The sequence below is a fragment of the Ideonella sp. genome (assembly GCF_041918995.1).
Taxonomy (GTDB): domain Bacteria; phylum Pseudomonadota; class Gammaproteobacteria; order Burkholderiales; family Burkholderiaceae_C; genus Ideonella.
The window spans coordinates 60,636-76,448 of the sequence record NZ_JAYRUN010000002.1; the positions used below are offsets into that span (position 1 = coordinate 60,636).

The 15,813-nt window shown below is 72.1% G+C and carries 15 protein-coding genes; 5 read left to right on the forward strand and 10 right to left on the reverse strand.

Annotated elements, in window-relative coordinates; genetic code table 11:
- Nucleotides 1–62: 62 nt before the first annotated feature.
- Nucleotides 63–416: a DUF1304 domain-containing protein gene (locus ACE3UN_RS02070; protein WP_374673247.1), complete on the reverse strand. Its 354-nt coding sequence runs from the start codon at nt 414–416 to the stop codon at nt 63–65.
- Nucleotides 417–624: 208 nt separating this feature from the next.
- Between ACE3UN_RS02070 and ACE3UN_RS02075 the strand changes: the two genes are divergently transcribed.
- Nucleotides 625–1,200: a TetR/AcrR family transcriptional regulator gene (locus ACE3UN_RS02075; protein ID WP_374673248.1), complete on the forward strand. Its 576-nt coding sequence runs from the start codon at nt 625–627 to the stop codon at nt 1,198–1,200.
- Between the two features lie 18 nt (nt 1,201–1,218).
- Here the strand turns inward: ACE3UN_RS02075 and ACE3UN_RS02080 are convergent, their stop codons facing one another.
- On the reverse strand, nt 1,219–3,219 hold the full coding sequence (locus ACE3UN_RS02080) for a PAS domain-containing protein (protein ID WP_374673249.1): 2,001 nt from the start codon (nt 3,217–3,219) through the stop codon (nt 1,219–1,221).
- Nucleotides 3,220–3,397: 178 nt separating this feature from the next.
- Here ACE3UN_RS02080 and ACE3UN_RS02085 point away from each other — a divergent pair, with 178 nt between their 5' ends.
- The gene (locus ACE3UN_RS02085; RefSeq protein ID WP_374673250.1) at nt 3,398–4,651 is read left to right on the forward strand and encodes a glycerophosphodiester phosphodiesterase family protein; all 1,254 of its coding nucleotides are present in this window, start codon (nt 3,398–3,400) and stop codon (nt 4,649–4,651) included.
- An 8-nt stretch (nt 4,652–4,659) separates the two neighbouring features.
- Here ACE3UN_RS02085 and ACE3UN_RS02090 read toward each other — a convergent pair whose 3' ends face one another.
- A complete protein-coding gene (locus ACE3UN_RS02090; protein ID WP_374673251.1) occupies nt 4,660–6,015 on the reverse strand; it encodes a tetratricopeptide repeat protein in 1,356 nt (451 codons plus the stop codon).
- Between the two features lie 326 nt (nt 6,016–6,341).
- On the opposite strand from ACE3UN_RS02090, the gene ACE3UN_RS02095 reads away from it, so the two are divergent.
- Nucleotides 6,342–7,742, forward strand: a complete 1,401-nt coding sequence (locus ACE3UN_RS02095) for a choice-of-anchor Q domain-containing protein (protein ID WP_374673252.1) — start codon at nt 6,342–6,344, stop codon at nt 7,740–7,742.
- Nucleotides 7,743–7,792: 50 nt separating this feature from the next.
- Here the strand turns inward: ACE3UN_RS02095 and ACE3UN_RS02100 are convergent, their stop codons facing one another.
- Genes ACE3UN_RS02100 through ACE3UN_RS02120 form a run of 5 tightly spaced genes read right to left on the reverse strand, consistent with a single transcriptional unit; the run spans nt 7,793 to nt 12,876 of the window.
- The gene (locus ACE3UN_RS02100) at nt 7,793–8,800 is read right to left on the reverse strand and encodes an alpha/beta hydrolase family protein (RefSeq protein ID WP_374673253.1); all 1,008 of its coding nucleotides are present in this window, start codon (nt 8,798–8,800) and stop codon (nt 7,793–7,795) included.
- The gene (locus ACE3UN_RS02105) at nt 8,797–9,369 is read right to left on the reverse strand and encodes a GNAT family N-acetyltransferase (RefSeq protein ID WP_374673254.1); all 573 of its coding nucleotides are present in this window, start codon (nt 9,367–9,369) and stop codon (nt 8,797–8,799) included. Before ACE3UN_RS02105 ends, ACE3UN_RS02100 begins: the two co-directional genes overlap by 4 nt.
- 56 nt (nt 9,370–9,425) lie before the next feature.
- Nucleotides 9,426–10,061: a DUF2306 domain-containing protein gene (locus ACE3UN_RS02110; protein WP_374673255.1), complete on the reverse strand. Its 636-nt coding sequence runs from the start codon at nt 10,059–10,061 to the stop codon at nt 9,426–9,428.
- Nucleotides 10,058–11,257 (reverse strand): sensor histidine kinase, encoded by a 1,200-nt coding sequence (locus tag ACE3UN_RS02115; RefSeq protein ID WP_374673256.1) that lies wholly within the window; start codon nt 11,255–11,257, stop codon nt 10,058–10,060. The genes ACE3UN_RS02110 and ACE3UN_RS02115 overlap by 4 nt, the downstream gene beginning before the upstream one ends.
- A gap of 32 nt (nt 11,258–11,289) precedes the next feature.
- Nucleotides 11,290–12,876, reverse strand: coding sequence for a methyl-accepting chemotaxis protein (locus tag ACE3UN_RS02120; protein WP_374673257.1), 1,587 nt, complete (start codon nt 12,874–12,876; stop codon nt 11,290–11,292).
- 235 nt (nt 12,877–13,111) lie between these two features.
- On the opposite strand from ACE3UN_RS02120, the gene ACE3UN_RS02125 reads away from it, so the two are divergent.
- Both ACE3UN_RS02125 and ACE3UN_RS02130 read left to right on the forward strand, forming a co-directional pair.
- Complete coding sequence (locus ACE3UN_RS02125; protein WP_374673258.1) at nt 13,112–14,017, forward strand: LysR family transcriptional regulator; 906 nt, start codon at nt 13,112–13,114, stop codon at nt 14,015–14,017.
- A gap of 151 nt (nt 14,018–14,168) precedes the next feature.
- Nucleotides 14,169–14,627, forward strand: coding sequence for a DUF2141 domain-containing protein (locus ACE3UN_RS02130; protein ID WP_374673259.1), 459 nt, complete (start codon nt 14,169–14,171; stop codon nt 14,625–14,627).
- A gap of 30 nt (nt 14,628–14,657) precedes the next feature.
- Here the strand turns inward: ACE3UN_RS02130 and ACE3UN_RS02135 are convergent, their stop codons facing one another.
- Both ACE3UN_RS02135 and ACE3UN_RS02140 read right to left on the reverse strand, forming a co-directional pair.
- Nucleotides 14,658–15,413: a VOC family protein gene (locus ACE3UN_RS02135; RefSeq protein WP_374673260.1), complete on the reverse strand. Its 756-nt coding sequence runs from the start codon at nt 15,411–15,413 to the stop codon at nt 14,658–14,660.
- 3 nt (nt 15,414–15,416) lie between these two features.
- The gene (locus ACE3UN_RS02140; RefSeq protein ID WP_374673261.1) at nt 15,417–15,809 is read right to left on the reverse strand and encodes a tautomerase family protein; all 393 of its coding nucleotides are present in this window, start codon (nt 15,807–15,809) and stop codon (nt 15,417–15,419) included.
- Between the last annotated feature and the right edge of the window lie 4 nt (nt 15,810–15,813).

Sequence of the window (15,813 nt, forward strand, 5' to 3'; positions counted from 1 at the left end):
AACCCTGATTCTCCAGTGGACGGACATCAAGCCCCCGTCGAAGCGCGTGACATCCCGCCGCTTCAGGACGCCGCCAGGACCCCGGCGGCGATGGCGGCCACCGCCGGCACCGTCTGGATGAACAGGATCTTGCGCGAGCCCGTCGTCGCGGCACCGACCACCCCGGCCACCGCCACGCAGGCCAGGAAGAACAGCACGGTGGGCGCGTCCCCGCGCAGCAGGCCCCAGCCGATGCCCGCCGCGAGGAAGCCGTTGTACAGGCCCTGGTTCTGGGCCAGCACACGGGTCGCGGCGGCGAAATCGGGGGTGAGGCCGAAGGCCTTGTGGCCCCGCGGCGTGTTCCACCAGAACACCTCCAGCACCAGGATGTAGACGTGGATGAGGGCCACCACGGTGGCCAGGACCTTCGCGATCATGAGGCGCTCCTGAAAACATTGTTGTTTACGCTCGGTATGATATTGTTTTCCGGCGATGTCCGCCAGCCGCCGCCCCTCCGCCCCAGCTGCCGCCCCAGCTGCCGTCTCAGCCGCCGCCCCGGGCGCCGCGCGGCCTGCACCGCCCGCTTCGCCGGCCCCGCCTCCACCGCCCGGGCCGTCCGCCCCCCCCGCGGGCACACGCCACGCCGTGGCCCAGGCCCAGCGCCGCCGCATGCTGGCGGCGGTGGTGCAGGCCGTGGCCGAGCGCGGTTATGCGGCCACCACCGTGGCCCACGTCATCGCGCTCGCCGGCGTGTCGCGCCGCACCTTCTACGAGCAGTTCACCGACCTGGACGACTGCTTCGTGGCCGCCTATGCGTCCGGCCTGGCCGGCCTGCAGCAGGCCGTGCACGAGGCCACCGCGGGCGCGGTGGGCCGGCCGCTGGCCGAGCGGGTGCGCGCGCCGCTGAGCGCCTACTTCGCCACCTTGCGCGCGGTGCCCGGGGCGGCGCGCGCGTTCTCCGCCGCCGCGGTGGGCGCCAGCGAGCGCGTGGCGGCCCTGCGCGCGCAGGCGCTGCGCCAATGGGTGGCGCTCTGGCGCGCCACGGCGGACGACTGCCGCGCCCAGACCCACGGCCCCGTGACGGACACCGAGCTGCTGGCCATGGTGGGCGGCGTGGAAGAGCTGGTGCGCGATGCCGTGCAGCACGGCGCCGACCCCGCGGACCCGGCCCTGCTGGAGGCGGCCATCGGCTTCGTGCGGGTCGTGCTGCGGGCGCGCTGAGCGCACCCCGCGAACGCATCAGCCGGCCAGGGGCAGGCGCAGCTCGAACACCGAACCCTGGCCCGGCCCCGGGCTGGACGCCACCAGGCTGCCGCCGTGCTGCTGGGCGAGGCTGCGCGCCAATGCCAGGCCGATGCCCAGGCCGCCCTGGAAGCGCTCGGGCGTGGCCTCGGCCTGCACGAACAGGTCGAACACGCGCGCCAGCAGCGAGGGCTCCATGCCGATGCCGGTGTCCGCCACCCGCGCCAGCGCCATGCCGGTGCCGTGCTCCGCATGCACCGCCACCGTCACCTGCCCGCCTTCCGGCGTGTACTTGGCCGCGTTGTTCAGGAGGTTGCTGAGGATCTGCGCCACGCGCACCGGGTCGCCCTGCAGCACCAGGCCCGGGGCCTCGTCGACCACGTCCAGCCGGTGGCCACGCGCGGCCATGGACGCGGCCGTCTGCTCCACCGCCATGTCCAGCGCCTCGCGCAGCTGCATCGGGCGCTTCTGCAGCGTGGCCAGGCCCCGCGTGACGCGCGACACATCCAGCAGGTCCTCCACCAGGTGGCGCATGTGGGTGGCCTGGCGGTCGATGATGCCGGCCGCATGCCGCACGCTGTCCACCCGCTCGGGCGCCAGCAGGATGAGCCGGGCCGAGGTGCCGATGGGTGCCAGGGGGTTGCGCAGCTCGTGGGCGAGCGCGGCCAGGAACAGGTCCTTCTGCCGGCCCGCGTCGCGCAGGGCCTGCTCGCTGTGCTCGAGCCGAGCCTGCACCTCCTTGATCTCGTGGATCACCGTGCAGGAGCCCATCCAGCGCGTGATGCGGCCGTCCTCGTCACGCACCGGCAGCGCCCGGCCCAGCACCCAGCGGTACTCGCCGGCGCGGTCGCGCAGCCGGTACTCCACCTCGTAGGGCTCCCCCGTGGCCAGGCTGTGGCGCCAGCGTGCCCAGGCGCGCGGCTGGTCGTCGGGGTGGAACATGCCGCTCCAGGCGTCGCCGTCGGTGGAGCCCTCGGGCACGCCGGTGAAGTCGTACCAGCGCTGGTTGTACCAGTCGTGGTGGCCGTCGGGCCGCGTCGACCACAGCATGTGCGGCAGCAGGTTGGCGATGGTGCGAAAGCGTGCCTCGCTTTCGCGCAGCGCGGCCAGCGCGGCCTCGCGGCCCGTCACGTCGGCGCCCTGCACGAACAGGCCCTCGACCTCCCCGCCCGGGCCCCGCAGAGGCTGGTACACGAAATCGACGAAGATCTCGCGCGGTGCCTCGCGGGCCCGCAGGCGCACGGGCACGCCGCGCCCGACATGCGGCTCGCCACTGCGGTACACCGCGTCCAGCAGCTCGAAGAAGCCCTGGCCCGCCAGCTCGGGCAACACGTCGCGCACCGGCCGGCCGACCACCGCCTGGCGGTCCACCAGCTGCAGGTACGCGGCGTTGGCCAGCTCGAACACATGCGCGGGCCCGCGCAGCACCGCCATGAAGCCGGGCGCCTGGGCGAACAGCTCGGTGAGGAAGCGCTGGCTGGCCGACAGGCGGATGTTGTCCTGCTGCACCACCGCGGCGCGCGAGCGCACGCCTTCGGCGAGCTGGTCGGCGGTGAGCCCGGTGGCGGCGCGGGCCCGCTGCAGCTCCTCGCGCAGGCGCTGCACCTCGGTGACATCGGTGGTGTGCTGCATCACCGCCACCACCTCGCCCTGCGCGTTGCGCAGCGGGGTGTGGGTGGCGCTCCAGTAGCGCTGGTCCACCACCGGGCCGTCGGCCGTCCGGGCCTCGATGGCATAGGGGATCAGCGCCAGCGTGTCCCGCTCGCCGGTGGTGAACGCCCGCTCGATCGACGCCCGCAGCACATCGGCCTGGGCGCTGCCGTCGTCGTTGGCCGTGCCGGGGAAGATCTCGAACAGGCCGCGGCCCAGCAGCTCGTCGCGCCGACGGCCGGTGAGCAGCTCGTAGGCGGTGTTGACCTCGAGATAGCGCATCTGCCGGTCGAGCACCATGTAGGCGTTCGGTGAATGCCGGAACAGCGCCTCGTGGGGAACGGACATGGGCAGCCCTGGCTGCGGAAACGGGCCCGGGGGCCGGGCGGGCCCCCAGGGGCTGGGGCCGCATGGGCCAGGGCCGACGGCCCGTCGATTATGGGTGCGCCCACGGCATGGCACGTCATCCGACCGACACACCACCCCCCTACCCTGCGGCCTCGTCTGACTCCACACAGGATGCCCCATGTCGATGTCTCTCACGCTCCGCCTGGCCTGCGCCGCCGGCGCCGCCTGGTCGGTCGGTGCCGCCGCCGCGCCGAACAGCGCCTACCCCGTTCCCTCCGTGCAACTGGGCCCGCGCCCGTTCTTCCTGGCCGCCGAGATGCCCGAGGGCCGTCTCAAGCGCGAGCTGAACCAGTGCGCCAGGACCGTCCAGCAGTACCGCCCGAGCGAGTTCTCCATCGGCCACCGCGGCGCGCCGCTGCAGTTCCCCGAGCACACGCGCGAGTCGTATGAAGCCGCCGCGCGCATGGGCGCCGGCATCATCGAGTGCGACGTGGCCTTCACGCAGGACAAGGAGCTGGTCTGCCGCCATGCGCAGAACGACCTGCACACCACCACCAACATCCTGGCCACGCCGCTGGCCGCCAAGTGCACCACACCGTTCCAGCCGGCCGTGCTGGACGGTGCCGGCAACCTGGTGACGCCGGCCAAGGCCGAGTGCCGCACCAGCGACATCACCCTGGCCGAGTTCAAGACCCTGCGCGGCAAGATGGACGCCTTCAACCCGCGCGGCCGCACCGTGCAGGAGTACATGGCCGGCACCGCCACCTGGCGCACCGACCTGTACGCCGGCCCCACCAGCGGCACGCTGATGACGCATGCGGAAAGCATCGCGCTGTTCAAGAAGCTGGGCGTGAAGATGACGCCGGAGCTGAAGACCCCCGTGGTGCCCATGCCCTTCGACGGCTTCACCCAGCAGGCTTATGCCCAGAAGCTGATCGACGAGTACAAGGCCGCGGGCATCGCGCCGTCCAAGGTGTTCCCCCAGTCCTTCCTGAAGGACGACGTGCTGTACTGGGTGGCCCACGAGCCCGCCTTCGGCCAGCAGGCCGTCTACCTCGACGACGCCGGCGTGCCGGCCGACCTGCCCACGGCCACCGAGCTGCGCGTGTACAAGGCCCAGGGCATCAACATCTGGGCGCCGCCCACCTGGGCGCTGCTGGCACTGGACGCCAAACAGCAGATCGTGCCCTCGCAGGCTGCCAGGGACGCCCGCGCCGCCGGCCTGGACCTGATCACCTGGTCGCTCGAGCGCAGCGGCATCCTGGCCGACGGCAGCAACGGCTCGTACTACCAGACCATCGACGCGGCCATCACCCGCGAAGGCGACGTGCTGCGCGTGATCGACGTGCTGGCCAAGGACGTGGGCGTGCGCGGCATCTTCAGCGACTGGCCGGCCACCGTGTCCTTCTACGCCAACTGCACGGGGCGCTGACCCGCGCCTCAGGCGCCGCCGCGGGTGCAGGCGACCGGCGGCGGCCCCGCAGCGGGTGGCAGGGGCACGGCCCGGGCGCTGCGGTACAGCTGCTGGAACTCGGGCCGCCCGTACAGGGGCTCGAACAGCGGGCTGATGACGCCGGCCAGGAACAGCGGCTCCTGGCGTCGGCCACTGAGCGCCAGCAAGGCCAGTGCCTCCTCGTGGCAGTGGCGCACCGCCATGAGCTCGGCCTGCACGAACGCCGACGGCGCGGCGGCAAGCCCGTGGGCCGCGTCGTGCAGGCGCCTGGCCTCCTGCTCGTGGCCCAGGCCGACCAGGGCCGCGGCCTGCCCGAGCAGGGCGTCGGCATGGCCGGGCGAGGCGGCCGCCGCCGCGCGGTAGCCCTCGAGCGCGGCCGCCCAGTGCCGGCGGTAGAGGTGGAGATCGGCGGCCGTCAGCACCGCCCACACATGGTCGGGCGCCACGTCCAGCAGCGCCGAGCACTCCGCCTGGGCGTCGTCCCAGCGCCGCTGCGCCAGCCGCAGCCACACCATGTGCAGCCGGAAGGCGGGGTTGTGCGGGTCCAGCGCGCGGGCGGCCGAGAGCTCTGCGTCGGCACGCGTCAGCAGGCCCGCGAACATCAGCTGGCTGCCGTACAGGGCGCGCACGCGCGCCTGCCCGGCCCCCAGCTGCACCGCACGCTGCAGCTCCACCTCGGCAGGCGCCCACTGGTGGCCGAAGCGGTGCAGCACCAGTCCCTTCAGTGCCGCGGCCTCGGCCAGGGCCGGATCGAGACGCTGCGCACGCGCGAGGCTGCCCAGCGCCCGCGTGACACACACACCGGCCGCCCGTTGCCCGCTCATGCTCAGGTTGATCCAGCCGCGGGCGGCGCCCAGGTGGGCCAGCGCATAGCGGGGACACAGGCGTACCGCCTGCTGGTAGCGGTGCAGCGCGGACGCGAACGCGCCCTGCCGCAGGAAGTGGTCGCCCCGTTCGACGAGGTCGCGTGCGTGGCGGGTGCTGGGCGGGGCACTGCCATCGCCACGGCGCACCAGACGGGGCTGGTAGCCGCCCACGGGCACCTGGATCTCCCACGGGTCGTCGCGACCCGAGGTGGCGTAGTGGCGCGCCAGACGTTGGCGCAGGCGCCGCACCTCCACCCGCACGATGGAGTCGGTCGAGGGGTCGAAGCGTGCGGCGGACCGTCCGAAGACCTCCAGGGCCAGGACGGTTTCCTTGAGCGAGGCGCCGTCGCCGGCCCTCACCCGCTCCACCAGGTGGACGAGCAGCTGCCGCTGGCGCCCGGCATGCACGAACGACGGGCCACCGAGCACCGCTGCCAGGGCCATGTCCCAGGAATCGCCGCGGGAAGGACTTGTCACGTGGGAGTCACCTGTTCACCGCCCACGCGGCAGACGGCGACCGCCAGAATGCGGTCGCCGCGCCTGCAGAGGGATTTTCCATTGAAGGCGGCGGCCAATAAGGAGAATCCGGTGGCGCGCCGGTCCGAGCCGTCATTGTTGATGACGATTGCGGATCGTCAATGGTGACCATGCCGACGATCCTCGCCAGTATGCATCCATAGGTTACACCAGACCATTCGAATCATGGAGGGGAGCCTTTCGCAGGGCGGATATCGCCTGCGACAAACCAGTGGGCGACTGCACGGCAGCCGCCTGTTCATTCATCGATTCGGAAATCCCGTTCCATGCGCTTGTTCGCCACTTCCCTGTGCACTTTCCGCCCCTGGCCGGTCGCCCTGGCCGCGGGCCTGCTGTGTGCGCACGCCGCGCCGGCGGCCCAGCCACCGGGCCCCGCCGCCGTGCCCGCTGCGGCCGCCGTGCAGTCCACCCCCGAGGAGCAGGTCACCCAGCTGTACCTGACGATGCTCAACCGCATCCCCGATCCCGCCGGCTTGGCCTATTGGTCGCAGGTGATCCGCGATGGCGGCACCTCGGACACCGTGGCGGCGGGCATCGAGGACAGCCCCGAGTACATCCACCTGACGCGCGGGCTGCCGCCCACCACCCACAACTACTGGGTGTCCCCCTACGGCTCCGACACCTCGGCGGGCACCAAGGACAAGCCCTTCAAGACCCTGGCGCGCGCCGTGCAGGCGGCGCAGCAGCCCAGCACCACCGTCTGGGTCGCCCCTGGCGTCTACACGGGCGGGCTGAAGACCACCGCCCACGGCACCGCCACCGGCCGGATCATCTGGGCCGCCACCAGCAAGTGGGCCGCGAGCCTCGTGCAGCCGACCCACTCCAGCACGAGCACCGCCTGGGACAACCGCGGCGACTACGTCAGCATCGTGGGCTTCGACGTGGACGGCAGCAAGCTGCCACAGACCGGGCCGGTCTGGCGCATCGGGCTGTACACCGGCGGCTCACACAGCGTGATCGAACGCAACCGCGTGCACCACATCGCCAACACCAGCGCCTACCAGTGCACTTCGGGCGGGGGCTCGGGCATCAATGTGGATTCCTACTACAAGGGTGTCAATGGCGAGGTGCGGTCCAATGTCGTGCACGACATCGGCAAATCGGATTGCACCTATGTGCAGGGCATTTACTTCAGCACCACCGGGGCGGTCAGGAACAACGTGGTGCACCGCATCGGCGAAGCGGCCATCCACCTTTGGCACGACGCCCATGACATCGAAATCGTCAACAACACGTTGACTTCCTCAAAGTACGGCATCATCGTGGGCGGAGGAAACTACTACTATTGGAGCAAGGATTTGGGTGGCGCCAATTTTGTCGACGTGCACAACAACCTGATCTACGACAACACCTATGGGGTTTCGGAACAGGGTGACACCGGCACGTCAAATACCTATTACAACAACCTGGTGATGCAGAATCCCGGGTATTCCTGGTCGCTCAGGGCGGGCATGCGGCACTACAACACCGTGGCCTGCGTGCCGCCGGCGCCGTGCGACCCGAAATTCGTGGCCTACTCGCGCAGCGCCCCCCTGCCCGACGTGCACCTGCGGCCCGATTCCCCCGCCATCGGCCGCGGCATCGGGACCTACGCGCCGCCGGTGGATGCGGACGGCAAGCCACGCAACGCGAGCACGGGTTACGACATCGGCGCCTACCAGCACTGAGTCCGGCGCCGCCCGGGCCGGCCCACCCAGGCCACCCGGGCGGCCGGGGGTCACAGCGTGCGGGCGAAGAAGTCCGCCACGGCGGCGTTCATGTCGGCATGCAGCTTCTCGCGCTCGATGCCCGGGCCGTCGGCACACAGCATCGGCGGCCCGAACAACCCGCACGGGGCCAGGAAGGTGAAATGGCCGGCACCGGGTACCTCGTGCAGTTCCGCCCGCTGCCCCAGGCCTGTGGCCACGACGGCCGCGTTGGAGGCGGTGGGCACGTTGCGGTCGGCCGCGCCGGTCCACAGCTGCACGGGCACGCGCACACCCGCCAGGGCCTCGCCCGCGAACGTGAAGCCGAGCCCCGGCGCCACCACCACCGCTGCCTTCACACGGGGGTCGCCCTCCCATGCACCGGCCGACGCCGGCGCCTGCATCAGCGGCGAGCGCGCCCGCGTCAGCAGGTCGCACACCAGCTCGGGCGCCTGCGCGCAGTGCGCGCCGATGCGCCCGAGGTCCGGCCGGGCGCCGACGGTGGTCAAGGCGGTGAAGCCCCCGGCAGAGAAACCGAACACACCGACCTTCGCCGCATCGATGTGCCCGTGGCCCGTCCAGCGGCCCAGCACGTGGTCGAGGGTGGCACGCATGTCGCGGTGCCGCCCGGTGAACCAGGCCGTGGTGCCGACCGCGCTGGCGTCCGCCGCGTTGTCACCGGGATGCACCGGCGCGGCGACGACGAAACCCTTCTCGGCCAGCGCCAACGCCAGGTCGACATGGCTGCCGGGGCCGCCTTCGTTGCCGTGCGAGATCACCACCAGGGGCAGGCCGAGGCCATCGACCGGCCCGTCCTTGGCCACGCTGATCAGGTTGGCACCCAGAAGGGTGGTGGGCCACGGCCGGGCGGTCGTGGGGTAGTACAGCACCACGGGAAAGCGGGTGCCGTCCGGCGCAGATACCGCGACCGCCTGAAAGCCGACGGGGCGTGCCGGGTAGTGGGCGCGCGACAGCACGTAGGCCAGCAGCAGCCCGCACAGCAGCAGGACGACCAGCAGGGCGATGCGAAGGGCTTTCATGGGAATGCTCCAGTGAGGAGGGTGGCGGACAGCCTGACGGGCGGGCAGACGTAGAGGTACTCGGTGCAGGGCTCTCCCTTGAACTCGACCTCGCGGCGACCCTCGCGGACGAAGCCGCTGCGTTCCAGCAGACGGATCGACGCCCCGTTGCGGGCGTCGGTGACGGCATGCAGGCGGACCCCCGGCCGGCGATCGGCCAGCAGGCGGCGCACGGCCTGCACGGCCCGCGTCGCGTGGCCGCGGCCCTGGGCCCACGGGCCGAGGGTGATGCCCAGTTCGACCGTGCCGCCGGCTGCATCGAGACACAGCCCGAGATCGCCCAGCAGCGCGTCGGTGTCCAGGTCGGCAATGCCCAGCTGCATCCACTGTCCCGGCACCAGATCACGCACGGTCTGCATGAACTGCAGCATGCGCGCCGCGGCCTCCTCGGTCATTGGGGTCCAGCCCTGATAGCGGCTGACCTCCGGGTCCGACCGGTAGCGGTGAAAGTTCGCCAGATCACTGGCGAGAAGCGGTCTCAGGCAGATGCCGCCTTCGCTCAGTGGCCATCGGTGGCCCCATGTCTGCATGCGAGTCTCCTTGTCGATGTGTCGCGCCTGACCGGCCCGGTGCCGCGTCGGCGGGTTCAGGGCCGCGCGGCGAGCGGGCCTGCGCCGCGCGCGCGAATCGCGTACTCGGCCACACCCAGGTTGAGCAGCCAGGCGCAGCTCATCAGCACGTCCCGGGTGAGCCCGAGCACGTCCGAGCCGGTCACGAGCGCCACCGGCAGCATGAGCAGCACCTGCGTGCCGGCGCCCTGCGCCATGGCGTAGGCGCGCACCATCCAGGCGCGGTGCAGCGCCCACTGACGTGCCCGCGCCGCCACGACGGCCAGGACCAGCGCCACGCACAGCCCCGTGCCCACGGCCAGGCGCACGGCCCACAGCAGGTCGCCCTGCAGCGCCGCCGGGATGGGGTAGCGCAGCGTCATCCAGATGCCCGTCATGCCCGTGGCCAGGCCACCGGCCAGTGCAGCCCATCCGGCGGCACGGTGCCAGGGGGGCAGCGGCGAGCGTTGGGCGCCACCGAACTGCAAGGCCCCCAGGACGGCGTACACGGCCGCCGCCATGACGTGGATCGCCACCGGCCACGGCGCCTGGAAGAACCGCTCGTCCACCGCCGCCGGCGCCGCGCCGCCGGCCAGGCCCAGCAGCCGGACGGCGCCGGCCGCCAGCGGCACGGCCGACAGCAGCCACAACGCGTGGTGCAGCCGCAGCCTCATGCCCGCCCGTCCCTCGCCGCACCGCGCGGCCGCTCGCCGCGGCAGTCCAGGCCGCCCGCCAGCTGCGCGATGAGCGCCTCGTCCGAGCAGGCCGCGCACAGCCGCTGCGGCCGGCCCCGGGCGTCCCCGGTGGTCGCCTCCAGGCGCCAGACCGGCACGCCCAGTCGGCGTCCCAGCCGCTGCGCGCGCAGCGCCATCGGCGGCCGTCGGGCACCCGCATCGTCGGGCAGGACCAGCACGATGAGGTCGGGACGGCCCGCCGTGGCCTGGCCGTCCAGCTCGGTCGCCGTGGCCACCGCAGCGGCCTCGTGCCCCAGCGCCCGCAGCCGCATCGCGAACCCGGCGCCGGCGCACGCCGCCGCCGGACAGAACACGAGGATGCGCAATGGCGGGGGCACATCCGGGGCCGGCGGTGTGCCCGTGCCCGCCAGGGACAGCGTGAAGCCGAAGGTGCTGCCCTGGCCGGGCCGGCTGTGCACCCACAGCTCGGCCCCCAGCTGCCGCACCAGCGTCTGGCTGATGTGCAGCCCGAGGCCGGCACCCGCGGCGCGCTGCGCGCCGGGGCCGAACTGGGTGAACGGCGCGAACACGCGCGCCAGGTCCTGTGCGGCGATGCCGCAGCCGGTGTCCTGCACCTCGAACGCGAGCAGCTGCCCGCCACCCGGCCGGGGCAGCGCCCGGACGCGCAGCCGGACCTCACCGCTGACGGTGAACTTCAACGCATTGCCCAGCAGGTTGAACAGCACCTGGCGCAGCCGCAGGCCGTCGGTGGTCACCTGCAGCACGTCGCCCGTCTCATCGACCAGCCTGAGCGCCACGGCGGGGCCGGACTGCTGCACACGCACCGCATCGAGCAGTTCATCGAGCAGGCCATGCAGGTCCACCACCTCCCGTCGCGCCTGGGGCCGGGCCTGGAAGCGCGACAGTTCCAGCACCTCGTTGGCCAGACGGAGCACGTGCTCGGCGCAACTGCGGATGGCGCTCAGCCCCCTGGCCGTGCGTGCACTGTGCTCGCCGGCCTGCGACTCCAGCAGGCGCGCGTAACCGAGGATGCCGTGCAGCGGCGAGCGGATCTCGTGGCTCAGCACGGCCAGCAACAGCGGGCTGGCCGGGGCGTCCGTCGCCTCGCCGGCGCCGGCCGTGTCCGCGGGTTGGCCACCGTGGACGGCGGGCGCGGGGGGAAGATGGGACAACATGGCGACTTCCGGGCTGACGGCGCAGGCGCCATTCACGCCGCGGACGCCGCCGGGGCCACGGCCTCGTCCGCGGGCAGGCGGAAGACGGCCACCGCCTGTGCCAGCGAGCCGGCCTGGTCGCGCATGCTCTGCGCCGCGGCGGTGGATTGCTCCACCATCGATGCGTTCTGGTGTGTCAGGCCTTCGAGCTGGCCGATCGCCCGGCCGACCTGCTCGATGCCGGCCGACTGCTGCACGCTCGCCACGGTGATCTCCTGCACCAGGGCGTCCACCTGCTGCACGCGGGTGACGATGGACGACATGGTCTGGCCGGCCTGGCGGACCAGGTCGGTGCCTTCGGTGACCCGGTGCGCGCTGTGCTCGATCAGCCCCTTGATCTCCCGGGCCGCCTGCGCGCTGCGCTGGGCCAGCCCGCGCACCTCCCCGGCCACCACGGCGAAGCCGCGCCCCTGGGCACCTGCCCGAGCGGCCTCGATGGCCGCATTCAGGGCGAGCAGGTTGGTCTGGAATGCGATGCCGTCGATGACCGCGATGATGTCCGTGATGCGTGCAGCGCCGTCGGAGATCTCGCCCATCTTGGCCACGATCTCCTGCACCACGTCGTTGCCTTGCACTGCGACCTGGTTGGCCCCGGCGGCGAGGTCGGCCGCCACGCGCGCGTTGTCGGCGTTCTGCCTCACGGTGGACGACAGCTGCTCCATCGCGGAGGCCGTCTGTTCGAGATTGCTGGCCTGCTGTTCCGTGCGCTCGCTGAGGTCCAGGCTGCCGGCGGCGATCTGGCCCGAGGCCGCGGCGATCGCCTCGCTGCCACCCCGCACGCCCGCCACCATGCCGCGCAGACTGTGGTTCATGGTCGCCAGCGCCTGCAGCAGTGCACCGAGCTCATTGTGGGCAGCCGGCGGCACGGGTGTCGCCAGATCGCCCTCCGCGACCCGCCGCACGGCGGCGATCGCGCGCTCCAGGGGCCCGGCGATGCTGCGCAGAAGCACCACGCCGGCGACCACGCTGACCAGCAGCGCCAGCCCGAGGGCGCCGGCGATCTGGTAGCTCAGCCGGGTGACCAGGTTCTCCGCGGCGGACGCGCTGTCCGCGTGGCGCGCTGCCAGCAGCTGGGACAGGGCGACCGACGCCTTGGCGCCCGCCGCGTAGCCCGGGTTGATGCGGTCGATCAGCACATGTTCCGCATCGTTCCAGCGGCCCTCGCGCACCGCCTGCGCGGCATCCGCCACGTCCTTGAGGCCCAGACCGTTGCTCTTGGCGAACCAGTCGTCGGCCAGCTGGCGCTCCTGGTCACTGGCCAGGGAGTCCCGGTAGCGCGTCCACTGCGCGTGGAGTGACCCGGACAACTTCTCGATGGCAGCGAAGTGGATGTCGATCGGATGGTCGTGCAGCTTGGACCACGCGAACTCCGGGTGGTGCTGCAGGGCCTGCAGCACCTGGCTGCGGTTGCTCTCCATGAGCAGGCGCACCTCCTGGAAGATGTTCTCCGACAGGGCCTCGCGGTAGGCCCGCTGCATCGACGAGGAGGCGTACAGTGCCAGCGCCCCGACGCCCGCCATGGCCAGCATCAGGAAGGCCATCACGGCCACGATCAGCGTCTTGATCTTCAACTTGAGCATCATGGTCGGGTAGGGATGTCCGGTGAAGCCGTCCGGCCGCGCGCCACGGTGGTGCCGTGCGGCCGGGTGAGCCCGATTCCGCGGCGGTCGGCCGGTCGGTCGGGGTGCAGGAAAGTCTAGGAAGGGCATCGGCGCGAGAGAAGGGCCGTGCATGCATAGCTGGGATGCACGAAAGCCCGGGCGGGTCGGACGGGCCCCTACAATCCGGCCGTCAGGTGTGGACGGAGGGTGGGCCATGAAGTGGCAATCCGTGAAGTTCGACTGGAACCACGCCCGGGCCTTCCTCGCCATCGCGGAGGAAGGCTCGCTGTCCGCGGCCGCCCGGGCGCTCGGCATGGTGCAGCCCACCCTCGGGCGGCAGCTGGCGGCGCTGGAAGCCGAGCTGGGTGTGCCGCTGTTCATGCGCCACGGCCGTGGCCTGGAGCTCACACCCAGCGGCAGGCAGCTGCTGGCCCATGTGCAGGCCATGGGCGAGGCGGCACATGCGTTGTCGCTGGCCGCCGCGGGCCGCAACGATTCCCTGGAAGGACGCGTGACGATCAGCGCATCGGAGGTCATGGCCACCTACGTGCTGCCCGGGATGCTGGCCAAGCTGAACCACACGCTGCCGCAGCTGTCCGTGCAGCTGATCTCCTCCAACGCCACCACCAACCTCACCCGACGCGAGGCGGACATCGCGGTGCGGCTGTTCAAGCCGACACAGAGCGACCACATCTGCAAGAGAGTGGGCCAGATCAGCGGCAACCTGTACGCCACGCCCGGCTACCTGGCCTCCCTGGGCGCGCCGCGCTGTCCGGCGGACTTCGCCGGAGCCGCGTTCATCGGCAGCCACAGCGACAACACCGGCTACATCGAGCTGCTGAGGGAGTGCGGCTTCCCGGTCAGCGAGGACAACTTCCGCCATTGCAGCGAGAGCCGCGTCACCCAATGGGAGATGGCCAAGGCCGGCCTTGGCCTGGCGGTCATGCAGGAGGACGTGGGCCACGACGAACCGAGCGTGGTGCCGGTGCTGCCGCGCATCGAGCGCATGTCCGGGCAGCTCTGGCTGGTGACCCACCAGGAGCTGCGCACAAGCAGCCGCATCCGCGCGGTGTTCGACTTCCTGGCCACGGAGATCGCCGCCCGCAACGACGCCAGCTGAGCGGTCTGGCGGCCGGGGAGGCCCCCATCGGCGTTGCCGAGGTGGCTCCCCCGGCAATCCGATTGGACGGCGGCGAGGCGGCCGCGGACAGTGAACATGCCCGTGGCGCATGCCCTGCGCCGGCGCTGTTCCTTCCTTCCCGGCTCCGCCCATGATCGACCGACTCACCCTCACCCTTTCCGTCGTCCTGTCCTTCCTGGCCGGCGCCTCCGATGGCGCCGTGCCCGGCGACGCCGCGTTCACCCTGACGCTGCAGATGCCGCCCTCCCCCGCCGACGGAGAACTGGTCATCGAACTGTTCGATGCGCCCGGCAACTGGCCGCACCAGCCGTTGCGCACCCGGCGTACCACGGTGAAGGCCGGCCAGCCGGCGCGCCTGGCGTTCGCCGACATGCCGCCGGGCCGCATCGGCGTGCTGGCCTACCTGGACCGGAACCTCAACCACCGATGGGATGCCGCACGGGCCGACGAGCCGCGCGCACGGCTGGCCACCGCCCCTGGCGCGGGGGGTGGCAGTGGTGCCGGCGCCGGCACGGGCGACGCCGGCTGCTTCGAGCACGTCGCCGTGATGGTGCAAGGCGACACGGAGGCAACGCTGCGTTGGCCATGAGCCGGGCGGCGCGCGCCGCCTTGGGGCCCATCATGCCGGCGCACCGGCATGCAGCACACAGCGTCCGCGTCGGGTGTCGATGTGGGCAGTCAGGCCGGCCTGCGGCGCCCGATGGACGTCGATCAGCGCGCCAAGCCCGTCCATCCGGAGGTGGACGAGCAGGCGCTGCAGGCGGGCCGGATCCGGGTGGGCAATGTCCAGTCGGCGCAGGCGGCACTGCCGGTCGGGCAGCTGCCGCGCCGGATGGCCCGCCGACTGCCACTGCAGCAACAAGGGCGCCGCGCCGTCGAGCGGCAAGGTGCCGTCGTCGCGCAGGCCCATCGTCCAGGCGTAACCGCCGCGCGCCATGGCCTGGGGGCTGCCGATCGGCTCGGGCGCGGACGCGGTCAGGACATTCAACTGCTGCGTGCGCGCGGCCCAGGCGGCCAGACGCGGGCGGGCGCGCGCGGACAGGCGGTCCAGGCCGAACCACCGCGGGTGAGGCGGCGCGGGCGCATCGCGGTCGATCGCCAGCACCTCCAGGTACAGGTCGTCACCCAGGTGCAGCAGGGCGTTGTGCGTGCCCATGCGGGGATGCGCCCCGCCAGGCTCCAACGGAACGCCCAGGCAACGCTCGACATGGTTGACCCCCTCGGCCAGGCGGCGGCACACCACCGTCAGGTGGTCGAGCGCACACAGCGCGGAGGCGCCGGAAGGGGCCTCCGGCGCGGACGGTGTGGCCGGTGTGGCCGGTGTGGACGGTGTGGACGGAGGGGAAGCATCCACCGCACGGTGGGAGGGCCGCACGGCTCAGCCGTGCTCGGTGTGGTCGGCGTAGGAGCGCCCGCGGCCCAACGACCAGTCACCCGGCCCGTTCTCCGTCAGGGCCACCATGACATCGTCGGCACGCACCCCCGCGACCACGGCACCGGCGGCAATATGGCGGAACAGCTCGCGCTTCTGCGTGTCCGTGCGTCCTTGCAGGAAGGTGATCTCGACGATGCACGCGCCATCGGACCGCCACACGCCGCCGAAGGACTCGTCCATGACCATGTCGCCCGTGTCGAAGCGCTGGATCAGCTGGAACAGGTCATTGGGGGGCACCTGGCAGGTGCGGACGAGCGCGTCCTGTACCGCTGCGGCGAGCGCCTTCACGAGCGCATCAGGGAGGTGGCGGGGCGCGGCAATGCGGGTCAGGGGCATGGGA